The organism is Actinomadura citrea (assembly GCF_013409045.1).
In the GTDB taxonomy this organism is placed as follows: Bacteria; Actinomycetota; Actinomycetes; order Streptosporangiales; family Streptosporangiaceae; genus Spirillospora; species Spirillospora citrea.
On the sequence record NZ_JACCBT010000001.1, the window covers coordinates 6,599,175 to 6,611,215 of the forward strand.

Here is a 12,041-nt window from a genome sequence, read left to right on the forward strand (position 1 = left end):
TGATCGCATGAGACCGTTCGAGTACGGCGTCGACGGGCCGAAGGTGATCGTGGCGGGGGTGGACGGCTCCGAGACGTCGCTGCGCGCCGGCGCCTACGCGTGGGGGCTCGCGCGCCGCGCGGGCGCCCGCCTCGTCGTCGTGCACGTCGCGCCGGTCGCCTCGATGGGCAGCCTCACCCCGGGCGGCGCCGCCGCGCTGCGCGAGACCGCCGAGGAGATCTCCGCGCAGATCCGCCGCGAGCTGGAGGCCGCCGCCGGGCGCGAGCAGGTCCGCTACGACCTCGTCACCGAGCTGGGCGACGCCTACACCGTCCTCGCCCGGGTCGCCGACGAGTCCCGCGCGGACGCCGTGGTCGTCGGCGCCTCGGCGCAGGCCGGGCACCGGCTGATCGGGTCCGTCGCCGTCCGGCTGGTGAAAGCGGGGCGGTGGCCGGTGACCGTCGTGCCCTGACCCCCTGGTTCGGCGCCCGCTCGCAGGGAAGGGCGTGGGAGGACGGCGACGGACGAGGCGGAGGCGCCGATGCCAGTTCCCCTTCTGACGGAGATCAGCTGGGCGGGGTCCGCGCTCCGGCTGGCCGGCACCCTCGAACCCGACGGGGCCGTCTGCGAGATCGAACTGCTCCTGCGCGAGCGCGACGGCGACGGCCTGGTTCGCGTGCCCGCCTCGGCCTCGAAGCGGGGAGGGCGCGTCGCGTTCGAGGCCGAGGTCGACGTCGCGACCCTCGCCGGCGGGCAGCCGCTGCCCGGCGGGCTCTGGGACGTGAGCCTGTCGGTCGGCGCGCCGATGGAGATCTCGGTCGTCCCGCTCGGCCCGGGACGCGCGCCCGGCCTGGACGCCTCGCCCCTGCGGCGGTTCCTGCCCGACTCCTGCACGGTGATCACCTACTTCGGCGCCGGCGGCGCCCTCGTGATCGACGTCGGCGGCCGCCCGCACGTCGCCGGATCCGTCGCCGCGGACACGCTGAGCTGGAACGAGGAGCGCGAGGAGGTCGTCGTCACCGGGCATCTCGACCTGCGGCGTAACGGCAGGCCGATCTCCGGGACGCTGCTCATGACCGAGCGCGGCTCGCGGCACGTCTACGAGGTCATCGCGATGCTGGAGGAGCGTCCGTACCGGCTCGGCTACCGGGCCGTGGTGCCCGCGACGCGGGCGTTCATCGACAATCCGCTGCCGCGCGGGACCTGGGACGTCTCGCTGTGCCTCGGCTTCTCCGGGATGCACCGCGAGCTGCTGCTGCTGGCGCCGGACGAGCCGGTGGACGTTCAGGTGTGGCGGCGGCTGCGGCACGTCCGGGTCGTCTCCTCGGCGGCGCCCGGCCCGCTGACGATCACGGTCGGCCGCGTCTGAACGAGCCGTCCCACGGGGACTGCCGGGACGTCGCGGCGACCACCGCGCACAGCAGCGCCACCACGGCCGACCCGCCGGCCAGGTTGATCGCCGACGTGGCGAGCGCCGCGTCGAGCCGGGCGTGCAGGGTGAGCGGCAGGATCGCCAGCAGCGCGACCGCGATCCCGCCGATCCAGGCGAACGCCCGGACCGGGCGCGCCGCCGACGACAGCAGCAGGTGCATCAGCGCGGTGGCCTGGATCGTCGCGGCCGAGGCGCACAGCGCGTAGCTCGTCGCGGCGGGCGCCGCTGCGGTGTGCCCGCCCGCGAACACCGGCACCTCGACGCCGAACGCCGACCGCAGGCCGATCGTCACCGCGAACGCGAGCCCGCCGCCGACCAGCGCGGCGGAGACCCCCGTCCACCACAGCGGGCGCAGCGGCGCGCCGGAGCCCTCCCTGGAGATCTCCTCGTGCAACGCGACGAAGTCCTCGTAGCGTCTGGGCGGTGCCTCCATCGGCCGCCGTCGCGCCGTGGAAGGGCAGCGGAACGAACGTTCCCACGGCCTCGGCGCCGGGCGGCCGGCGTGCCTGCCCGGCAGGCCACCGGAGTTCCGCCCAAAGGATGAGTCGGGCATGTTCCCTCCCCCGGTGCGAACGTAGGTGTGCTACCCGGCGCCGAAGGGAGGAACTCGCCCAACCTCACCATTTTGCAGATGTTTGGCCGTGTTCCCCTGTATGGCAGAACACGACGAATCCCCGGGGAGCGGTGCTCCCCGGGGATCGGTCACGCTTTGTCAGACCAGGCCGGCCTTCTCCAGCGCCGCGCAGCAGGTACCCGTGATCAGGCGGGTCACCACGTACGGGTCGACGTTGGCGTTCGGGCGGCGGTCCTCGATGTAGCCCTTCTTCTCCACCTCGACCTGCCACGGGATCCGCACCGACGCGCCGCGGTTCGACACGCCGTAGCTGAACTCGCTCCACGGGGCGGTCTCGTGCATGCCGGTCAGCCGCCGCTCGATGTCGGCGCCGTACCCGGTGACGTGCTCCTGCGCCTTCTCGGCCAGCGCCTCGCACGCCGCGATGATCGCGTCGTAGCCCTCGCGCATGGCCTTGGTCGAGAAGTTGGTGTGCGCGCCGGCGCCGTTCCAGTCGCCCTCGACCGGCTTCGGGTCGAGGGTGGCGGACACGTCGTGCTCCTCGGCGATGCGGTAGAGCAGCCACCGGGCGATCCACAGGTGGTCGCCCACCTCGATCGTCCCCGCCGGGCCGATCTGGAACTCCCACTGGCCGGGCATGACCTCGGCGTTGATGCCGGAGATCTTCAGCCCCGCCTCCAGGCAGGCGTCCAGGTGCTGCTCGACGATGTCACGGCCGAACACCTCGTCCGAGCCCACGCCGCAGTAGTAGAAGCCCTGCGGCGCCGGGTAGCCGCGCTCCGGGAAGCCGAGCGGGCGACCGTCCTTGTAGAAGGTGTACTCCTGCTCGATGCCGTACCAGGAGTCCTGCGCCTCGTACTGCTCGGCCACGGGCCGCAGCTTGGCCCGGGTGTTGGTCTCGTGGGGCGTACCGTCCACGAGGTAGACCTCGCACAGCACCAGCTTGTTCTCGCCGCCCCGGATCGGGTCCGGACAGGAGAAGACCGGCTTCAGCACGCAGTCCGAGTGGTCGCCGGGCGCCTGGTTCGTGCTGGACCCGTCGAAGCCCCAGTCCGGCAGGTCGGCCCCGTCGGCGAGGATCCTCGTCTTCGACCGCAGCCGCGCGGTCGGCTCGGTGCCGTCGATCCAGATGTACTCGGCCTTGTAGCTCAACGTCGGTCCCTTCGTTCGCTGCCGGGCCTTGCGGGTTCGGCCTCACAGAACGTGCCAACCGGGCATTTCGCATCTGTTGCCCGTTTGTGAACGCCGTGTAACACGCGAGATGAGCTGCTGAGACGTTGCTCACACCGCGCCGACTCACCTCCAACCGCCCCAAATCAATATTTAACAGCCAATAAAAGCCCGTGCCATTATTTATCAGACGCATTACCCCCACCATCCGAAAACCTCGGATGTTTCTTTACTCCTGCCACACCCGGCCGCGCCCTCTCTTCTGTTCAAGATGAGCGAGGGACGCGCCACTTCGGCGCGTCCTCCATGGAACACAGAACGGGGGAAAAGGATGAGGCGGACTCTCGCGGCCTCGCTCGGTACGGCCGTCGCGCTGGCGGGGCTGGCATCCTTCGCGCCGGCCGGGCACGCGGCCGACGGTGGCAAGGGCAAGCGGATCCACATCGTGTGGCCGGGTCACTCGATCCAGAAAGCCGTCGACCGGGCGCGGCCCGGCGACGTCATCCGGCTCAAGGCCGGGGCCTACGACGGCGGCGTCCTCGTCCGCAAGCGCCTGACCATCAAGGGGGAGGGCGACAGGACCGTCCTCCACCCGGGCCGCAAGGACCACTGCGCCAAGGCCGGGGCGGCGGGCATGGGCATCTGCGTGATCGGCCACCGGAAGCACCCGGTCAGAGGCGTGTCGATCCTGAGCCTGACCGTCCGGGGCTTCAAGGAGACCGGCGTGTACGGCAGGTACACCGACCGCCTGACCGTCGAACACGTCCTGGCGAAGCAGAACGGCGAGTACGGCATCGCGGAGTTCAACTCGACCCGCGGCCGCTTCGTCAAGAACCGGGCCGTCGACAATTCCGCCGATGCGGGGCTCTACGTCGGCGACATCAGGAACGCGCGCGGCACCGTCGTCGCCTACAACCACGCTTCGGGCAACACGCTCGGCCTGCTGGTCCGGCACGCACGCCACGTCTACGCCTGGGAGAACGAGCTCGTCGGCAACTGCGTGGGGGCCGCGCTCGTCAACGACGACCAGAGGGGCGGCCAGGGCGACACCAAGCTCTGGAAGAACAAGGTCTGGAAGAACAACCGCTCCTGCCCGCAGCACGAGGAGGTCCCGGCCCTCGGCGGCACCGGCATCCTCGTCTTCGGCGGCGACCACAACACGATCGAGAAGAACGCCGTGCTCTGGAACCGGGGCACGCTGCCCTACTCCGGCGGCATCGTCCTGTTCCCGAGCCCGAAGGGTGAGCCCGCCCGCCACAACCTGATCAAGTTCAACCTCGCCAAGGACAACGCGCCGTTCGACCTGGTCGACAGGAGCGGCAGCAACACCAACCGCTTCCGCGACAACAAGTGCCGCACCTCCTACCCGCGCGGTCTCTGCTGACGACACCGCGAAGACCCCGCTCCCGGATCCGGGAGCGGGGTCCGCTCACTCCGGCGACTCTCCGCCGCGCAGGAACCGTTCCCCGAGCGGCGTCAGCGCGTGGTGCACCGTCTTGCCCCGGCGCTCGCTCGTGAGCAGGCCCGCGCCGCGCAGAGCGGTGGCGTGCTGGGAGGCGGACGCCGCACTGACCCCGAGCCGGGCCGCCAGCGTCCCCGTCGTGAGTTCCCCGTCCGCGCCGACCAGCCGGATCACTGCGGCACGGGTCCGGCCGAACACCTGCGGCAGGGTGTCGCCCGTCCCGCCGATCGGCCGGGACGAGGGGACCACCACGGTCGCCGGGCCCTCGCCCGCGACCAGGACGCGCGGTCCGGCGACGAACACCGAGGGCATCAGCAGGAGCCCGCGCCCGTCGAGATGGACGTCGCCGTCGCGCAACGTCTCGATCTCCAGGACCGGGGACGTCCACCGGATCGCGGGGTGCAGACTCCCCAGCAGGCCGCCGATCCCGTCGCGCGCCATCGTCCGGGCATGACGGGACGCCTCGGCGCACAGGTGGTCGCCGAGGCCGGACCAGGAGTCCGCCAGCGCGACCCGGTGGAAGTCGCGAAGCCCGCGGACCAGCGTCCGCATGGTCTCCCCATCGCCGCCGGCGAGGCGGCGCAGCCACGGGACCGGCCGCGGGCCGTACGAGCGCTCCAGTTCGTCGCGGATCCGCCGGACGGGCGTCGACGCGACGGCGTCCACCTCCGGTTCGAACCCCGGCACGAGCGTGTACGGCGTCAGGAAGTCGGGGACCCAGCGCCCGGGCGGCACCAGATCGAGCAGCAGGCGGGACGGGCCGGTGAGCCCGGCGCGCGTCCGCGACCGCCAGGCGCCGGGAAGCGGCTCCGGCCCCACGCCGCGCAGGGACTGGGCGCCGAGAACGGTCTGGGCGAGCGGCGAGAGGCCGGGGGTGATGCGAATCCGGGTCAGGTCCTCATAGTCGAGCCAGAGCCGGAGCATGGATCGGAGAATACGACATTTAACCTATTTCTGAAATGATTGCACCCGGCGTGGAACGTCGTGGAAGGTGCGGGTCATGAATCGACTCCGCCTGTTCTGCCGCACCGTTCCGCTGATGGTGCTCGCCGCGTTGACCGCGGTCGCCCTTCCCGTCCGCGCCGACGACGGCACGGGCGTCCGCGAGGGCGACATCGACGGAGTCCCCTACCGCGTCGAGGTCCCCGCCCGCTGGAACGGGACACTGCTGCTGTGGAGCCACGGCGCGTACAGCCTGGAGTATCCGGCTCCTTCGGAGATCTCGCTGACGAACCACCCGGCCACCCGGCAGTGGCTGCTCGACCACGGGTACGCGCTGGCGGCCTCGCAGTTCCGCGTGTCGCGCGGCTGGGGGGTGGTCGAATCCGGGCTGAAAGACCAGATGGACCTGCTCGACTGGTTCACCGCGAACGTCGGAAAGCCCGAGCGCACCGTCTCGGCCGGCTCGTCCGCCGGCGGACTGACCTCGGTGCTCCTGGCGGAACGCGCCCCCGGCCGCTTCTCCGGCGTGGCCTCCCTCTGCGGAGTGCTCGGCGGCACGACGGGCCACTTCAACAGCGCCCTCGACACCAACTACGCGGTCAAGACGCTCCTGGCACCCGACCTGGAACTGGTGCGCATCAAGGACCCCCAGGCCAACACCACCAGCGCCCGCCGCGCCCTCGGAGCCGCCCTGGACGACCCCGCCGGACGCGCCCGCCTCGCCCTCGCCGCCGCCCTCGCGGACGTCCCCGGCCGCTACACGTCACGGGCCCCCGCACCGGACACGGTCGCCGGCCAGGTGGAACAGCAGGTGTACTACGCCGCCTACGACCGAGGGGCCTTCTGGGGCGCCAACCGCACCGACATCGAGAAGCTCGCAGGCGGGAACCCGTCCTGGAACACCGGTGTCGACTATCGGACCCTTTTCGCCCGCTCCAGCCAGAAGGCCCTGGTGAAGCGCGCCTACCGTGAGGCCGGTCTGAGCCTCCGCGACGACCTCAGGCGCTTGAACGCGGCACCGCGCATCCAGGCGGACCCGGGCGCCGTGCGCCACCTCAACCGCTACGGCACCCCCACCGGCCGGACACCCTGGCCGGTCGTCACCCTGCATTCCACGGGCGACGGCAACGTCCCGCCGGAGAACCAGCGCTGGTACACCGCCCAAGTACGCAACCCGGCGAACCTGAGGCAGCTCTACGTCGACCGCGGCTACCACTGCTCCTTCACCGCATCCGAAGAGATCGCGACCCTCCAGACCCTCCTCACCCGCATGAACACCCACCGCTGGCCGGACACGCGACCGGCGGCACTCAACCGTTCCGCCGCCACCCTCACCCCCGGCTACCAGACGGTGTTCGACACAGACCCCGAGCCCGGCCTGCAGCCCTCGACCCCGTCCTTCACCCCCTACCACCCGGGCCAGTACCTGCGCCCCTGACCACAGAGGCCATGGTCCGCGCACGGACCATGGCCTCTGTGCGATGAGTTTGGCGGCCGAGCAGAGTCCACACGTAAAACGAACTCTGGAGGAGCCATGGACACCAAGGCTGTACCGCCCGTCGTGGACATCGACACCTGGCAACGCCACCTCGACGAGCTGCGCGCACGCGAGAAGGCCGCGACCCGCGAACTCGACGCGATCGCCGCCCAGCGCCGCCGCCTGCCGATGGTCGAGATGCCCGACTACACCCTCGAAGGCGAGGACGGCCCGGTCAGCCTGGCCGAGGTCTTCGACGGCCGGTCCCAGCTGATCGTCTACAACCACATGTGGTTCCCCGGCGAAGAGTGGCAGTGCCCGGGCTGCACGGGCTTCACATCCCAGTTCACCCGGCTGGAGTTCCTGGACGCCTACGACGCCAGGTTCGTCATCGTCACCCAGGGCCCGATCGACGAGGCCCTGGCCTACAAGAAGCGGGTCGGCAACAAGATGACCTGGTACTCCACCGCGAACAGCCCCTTCGGCGCCGACGTGGGAGCCCCTCTCGGCGGCGGCTTCGCAGTCAACGTCTTCCTCCGCGACGGCGACACCGTCTACCGCACCTGGCACACCACCGGCCGGGGCACCGAACAGCTCACCCACACCTTCCCCCTGGTCGACCTGCTCCCCTACGGCCGCCAGGAAGAGTGGCAGGACGTCCCCGAAGGCTGGCCCCAGTCCCCCACCTACACCCGCTGGCCCGACTCCAAGGACATAGCCGCCCACTACGGCCCGGACGACGGCAGGGGATGAACCCGAATCTCCGGTGTCCTGACGTGTGAGACTGGCCGACGGCAGGCGGAAGCCGGAGGACCATGGGTTACTGGATGTGGCTGACCAGGTACGACGACGCCGAGGTCGCGGCCTTGCTCGATCACCCCCACGGCCTGCACGCGGGCCTCGGGCGGCTGCGGGAGACCTGGGCCGACCTGCCCATCGAGCTCGGATACGACCCGTCCGGCTCCCTGCGCAAACTGGAGGAGGTGGACACCCACCGGGCCTGGGACGCCCTGCACGTCCTGCTGACCGGCCTGCCGAACGAGGACTACGACCGCGTCTCCGGAGATCCGCCCGCCTGCGACGCGGTGATGGGCGGCATCGTCATGAACGAGACCGGGGAAGGATCCCTCCTGCACGTCCCGCGCCTCCTGCGTCCCGCCCAGGTCCGCGCCGTGGACGCCTTCCTCCGCGCCCTCGACCCCGACGCACTGATCCGCGAGCGCCACGCTTACCTGAAGGAGGTCCAGCCCTACTCGTTCGAGGGCTGGGGACGGCTGCAAAGCGGCGAGGCGGGGACATGGTGGAACACGGCGTCCTCAGAAAGACCCTCGACACCGTCCGCGACTTCTACACCCGCGCCGCCGCCGCAGGCAACGCCGTCATCAAGGAGATCGTCTGAGCGACACCAAATGCTGACGATCTACCATCACCGGACGCCGTGCGGTGACCGGTGCGACCGTCCGAGCGATGGACAACAAGATCAACAACGCCGTTCGGACGAAGACGACGGGGCGGCCGCAACGCACGTGCTCGTGGGCTTGGAAACAGGGTCTCTCGCTGGTGGGCGCGGCAGGTTGCGAACCTGCGGCCACTCGCTTGTAGGCCAGCGCGATCCTCCATGCCGGACAACAGTCCCTCATCAGGCACGCGACCGCCCGGAGCCGTTCGTCCGCCGGCGTCGCCCTCTGAAATGGGAAGTTGACCCCCGCGCTCTGCGGGGGCCAACAAGTGGACCATCGGCTGACTGGGGCGGTGCCGTGCAGATCAGCCGATCTCGCGTCCCTTGTGAGGGACACGGAGTTGGTCGCTACTGGCTGTCGATGAGGCGCTGCGCCTCACCTTGCAGTCCTATGAGCGTCTCTGTGCCTTCACCAGCACCGTCGCCGGCGCTGGGCAGGTCGGCATCTTCGATGTACTCGCCGTCAGGACGGTCGAAGACCACGGAAGACCCGCCGACGTGGGTGGGGATGCTGCTTTCACCGCGCATTTCAGTCTCACCTTCTCATCGCGTGACCCGCACAGGAGCGGGTGGTTCCGGCCTGACCGGAACCACAGAAGACCGTCCGACGTGCCTCTGGGGGCGCAAGATCTGCCTCGTATGGACCTCGACGTCATCGCCGGGACGGTCACCGTCCGGCAAGCGCAAGTGGAGTTGGACACGGGTGAGCTGGTCACCGGGCCGCCCAAGTCACGGACGGTGACACTCCCCCAGGCGATCATCCCGGACCTGCGGCGGCATCCCGGCAACCTCACCGGCCCGGACCCGAAGCGCTGATCTTCACCGGCAAGCCGGCGGCGTCCCGCGGCCGGCGAACTTCCGGCGGACCCGAGCGATGAACGACAAGATCAACAATGTCGATCTTGATGACGATGACGAGCGGCCGGAGCGCTCGCGATCGTGGGCTAATGGCACGAGACCCCGTTTCCGGTCTTGGAAACGGGGTCTTCTGGCTGGTGGGCGCGGCAGGTTTCGAACCTGCGGCCACTCGCTTGCAAGCCAAGCTCACCCGGGGTTAACGCGACCCCCCGCCCTGCACAGCGGTACCTAACGGACCATCGACGTCCACCCGCGTCCGTCCCGACTGTCACTCAGTTAGACACTCATCCCGCGCCCCCCTGCATGCCAGACGACAGTCCCTCATCACGCACGCGACCGGCTTCTGCCAGCGTCGTGGTCCTCCGCCGAACCACCCCAGGCAGCCAACCCTCGAACGTCAAGGTCACGGTGAGGACCATCGCCACGTGCTCAAGGGCGCCCGCTCCGCGCCGCCGGCGGCCGCATGCCCGGCGCGCCGGGCATGCGGCCTCTCCCGTCCGGTCCCGCCGCGCCGCTTCGACCGACCGCCTCAGCAGGGTGAGAGGTGGCCTTACCTTCAGTGACCATCTCCGGAGTATTGGTCGATGCCTTTTCCGTATTCGTGTTGGGCTTTATCGGATGCCTGTCTTCAATGTGGCAGTCTTCATCGATGTTTGAAGGGTGCAGTATTAGTCTGGCTTTCCGCTCTGTGGCAAGGGGATGATCGGAGTGTTGAACGAAACGTTGGCTGCCTTGGTTGAGTCGCATTGGCATATGGGCGAGCACGAACGGGGGGCTCGCGCCCCCAGCCCCCCGTGAGCCGCAGGCCAGTCCCGCGCGAAACGGACTGTCACACCCCCTCGCCGCTCACGCGGGAGCACCCCACGGGACGGGTGTAAGTGCTAGCGGCAGTGCAAACAGCGAGGATGGATGACCCTGGACGGGTGTGGAAGCACGGGAGCGTGCGGCGCTGGTCAGGGGACCGGCGGGGACGGGCCTGGACGTACCTTATCTTGCTGCGGATCAGATGCTCGGAGCCAGGCCGTGACGATCGCCAAAGTGGTTGGGCGCCGTTCGAGGCTGGGGCGATCGGCTGCCGCACGGCTTCCGGTGCTCAGGCCGTGGCCGGCCCTGCGCTCCGGGTCCGCTTGCCCTCGATTGAGCGGGTCCTGTCTCAGACCAAAGTCGACACTGCGACGAGATCCGAAGCTGGATCGGCCCGGGCAGGCGAGAAATCACTGGAGAGGGTGGCATGCCGAGAATCCCGACGGGACGGCGCGTGGCACAAGCCGCCGTGAACGCGGTGCGCGCCCTGCTCGAAGAGCACGACCATATCGTTCAAGAGATATCTGGCCAGAACGACTTCGGCGAGGACCTCTATGTCACCTTCGCCGATAACGGGCGTGTGACGAGCGACGTGATCAAGGTCCAGGTCAAGGGTGGGAACTCGTGGCGCCGAGCCAACGGCTACGCGGTGCCTGTCGACCAGCACGGCGACACCTGGGCGAACGGGAACATCCCCGTCTACTGCGTGGTGTACGACCCCGACACCAAGAGGTTGTACTGGGCGAACGCCACCCAACAACTCCGCCGGTCCGGCCCCCTTAATCGCCCACGTGTCATCGGTGTTAGCCCCAACGCGGTGCTGAATGACACGACCATGGCCTCCTTCGTCACCCAGGCCCGCCGCTACGTCGGCCGCTACCGAGGCCGACAGGCCGTCCTCACCCACCTGGGAGAGATGTCCGGAGTCGACTTCGATCCGACGGACCACGTTCTGCACTTCGTCAATGGCGACGACGAAGACCTCATCTTCTGGAAGCGCCCGGGGGCCGCGTTCGCGACATTGCTCCTCAGCGCCCAAGACTGGGAACCGTATCTCGTTAGCCTGGAATCTCTGATCCGCTCCGAGCTTCCAATACCAGATGTCGGAGAAGAAGGCAGACAGAAGGACCAGCGGGGCGACCCCGACCTCGCGACCGCCGAAGAACTGGAGCTGAGTCGGTCCGAGACTATGTGGGTAGCCTCGTGCTTCATTTCCACTGAGCAGGCCGACGAATGGACTGAGGGGCCCACCGAGTGTGAAGGGTGCCCGAGCTGCACAGGTGAGGAACGGGTGGAGCACGCCAACATCGCTGCGGACATAGCCGATGCATACGTCATTGCCCGCATCATCGACCGGGTCGAGGCCGAACCAGACCTGCTGCACCGGTCGATCCTGGTCATGCGTGAGGAAGGAGAACTCGAACCCGGGATCATCGCCGAGCTTGGCCCGCTCGAAGCTAACTCACGTATTGTCCGCCAGGTGACCAAGCTAAGCCGGGCGACGGTGAACGAAACCGAGCCGGAGGCATTTCGGTTGGCCATCCTCTACCTGATCAAACGCGTCTACATCTTCGACCCCTCGCTACCTCTCGACGAGCAGGTACAAATCGTCTGGCGCATCCCCGAGCCCGAAAATGCGGTATCCGATAGCGCCGGTCAGGCCTAAAGCGCCGCAGCTTCCCAAGCTCATGCTCAAGCCGATCGCCGCGAGTGGCTGGGCAGGCTTCAGGGTCGGGGGCTCTCGCTGCCGCCCCCGCTTCCGTTCCTCGGGCTGTGGCCGGCCCTGCGGTACGGGTCGGAGTTGCCCTCGAAATGCCGGGGTTCTGTCGCAGATCGAAGCGACAGTTGTACAGCAGGAAGTACAGCAACATCGTCGCACATCGC

The 12,041-nt window shown here is 69.1% G+C and carries 11 protein-coding genes and 1 pseudogene; 8 read left to right on the forward strand and 4 right to left on the reverse strand.

What is annotated here, in order from left to right; genetic code table 11:
* Positions 1-7: 7 nt before the first annotated feature.
* Positions 8-451, forward strand: a complete 444-nt coding sequence (locus BJ999_RS30310) for a universal stress protein (RefSeq protein WP_179836421.1) — start codon at positions 8-10, stop codon at positions 449-451.
* Between the two features lie 69 nt (positions 452-520).
* A complete protein-coding gene (locus BJ999_RS30315) occupies positions 521-1,348 on the forward strand; it encodes a hypothetical protein (RefSeq protein ID WP_179836422.1) in 828 nt (275 codons plus the stop codon).
* Here the strand turns inward: BJ999_RS30315 and BJ999_RS30320 are convergent.
* Positions 1,329-1,844 (reverse strand): hypothetical protein, encoded by a 516-nt coding sequence (locus BJ999_RS30320; protein ID WP_179836423.1) that lies wholly within the window; start codon positions 1,842-1,844, stop codon positions 1,329-1,331. The two genes, BJ999_RS30315 and BJ999_RS30320, sit on opposite strands and share 20 nt — an antisense overlap.
* Before the next feature lie 279 nt (positions 1,845-2,123).
* Positions 2,124-3,137 carry a glutamine synthetase GlnII gene (gene glnII, locus BJ999_RS30325; RefSeq protein WP_179836424.1) on the reverse strand — a complete coding sequence of 338 codons (1,014 nt, stop codon included), beginning with the start codon at positions 3,135-3,137 and terminating at the stop codon, positions 2,124-2,126.
* A gap of 349 nt (positions 3,138-3,486) precedes the next feature.
* Here glnII and BJ999_RS30330 point away from each other — a divergent pair, with 349 nt between their 5' ends.
* Positions 3,487-4,539, forward strand: a complete 1,053-nt coding sequence (locus BJ999_RS30330) for a right-handed parallel beta-helix repeat-containing protein (RefSeq protein ID WP_179836425.1) — start codon at positions 3,487-3,489, stop codon at positions 4,537-4,539.
* A gap of 45 nt (positions 4,540-4,584) precedes the next feature.
* Here BJ999_RS30330 and BJ999_RS30335 read toward each other — a convergent pair whose 3' ends face one another.
* A complete protein-coding gene (locus BJ999_RS30335) occupies positions 4,585-5,541 on the reverse strand; it encodes an ArsR/SmtB family transcription factor (RefSeq protein WP_179836426.1) in 957 nt (318 codons plus the stop codon).
* Between the two features lie 76 nt (positions 5,542-5,617).
* On the opposite strand from BJ999_RS30335, the gene BJ999_RS30340 reads away from it, so the two are divergent.
* The 3 genes and pseudogenes from BJ999_RS30340 to BJ999_RS44115 form a co-directional block, all read left to right on the forward strand.
* Complete coding sequence (locus BJ999_RS30340; RefSeq protein WP_179836427.1) at positions 5,618-6,997, forward strand: alpha/beta hydrolase family protein; 1,380 nt, start codon at positions 5,618-5,620, stop codon at positions 6,995-6,997.
* 96 nt (positions 6,998-7,093) lie between these two features.
* Complete coding sequence (locus tag BJ999_RS30345; protein ID WP_179836428.1) at positions 7,094-7,789, forward strand: DUF899 domain-containing protein; 696 nt, start codon at positions 7,094-7,096, stop codon at positions 7,787-7,789.
* 74 nt (positions 7,790-7,863) lie between these two features.
* A pseudogene (locus BJ999_RS44115) lies at positions 7,864-8,244 on the forward strand (DUF1877 family protein); the annotation flags it as partial.
* Between the two features lie 599 nt (positions 8,245-8,843).
* On the opposite strand, the gene BJ999_RS42480 reads toward BJ999_RS44115, so the two are convergent.
* Positions 8,844-9,023 carry a hypothetical protein gene (locus BJ999_RS42480; protein WP_229810135.1) on the reverse strand — a complete coding sequence of 60 codons (180 nt, stop codon included), beginning with the start codon at positions 9,021-9,023 and terminating at the stop codon, positions 8,844-8,846.
* Positions 9,024-9,134: 111 nt separating this feature from the next.
* Between BJ999_RS42480 and BJ999_RS42485 the strand changes: the two genes are divergently transcribed.
* Positions 9,135-9,311 carry a hypothetical protein gene (locus BJ999_RS42485; RefSeq protein ID WP_229810136.1) on the forward strand — a complete coding sequence of 59 codons (177 nt, stop codon included), beginning with the start codon at positions 9,135-9,137 and terminating at the stop codon, positions 9,309-9,311.
* Between the two features lie 1,300 nt (positions 9,312-10,611).
* The gene (locus tag BJ999_RS30355) at positions 10,612-11,823 is read left to right on the forward strand and encodes a DUF4365 domain-containing protein (protein ID WP_218935298.1); all 1,212 of its coding nucleotides are present in this window, start codon (positions 10,612-10,614) and stop codon (positions 11,821-11,823) included.
* The last annotated feature ends 218 nt before the right edge of the window (positions 11,824-12,041 follow it).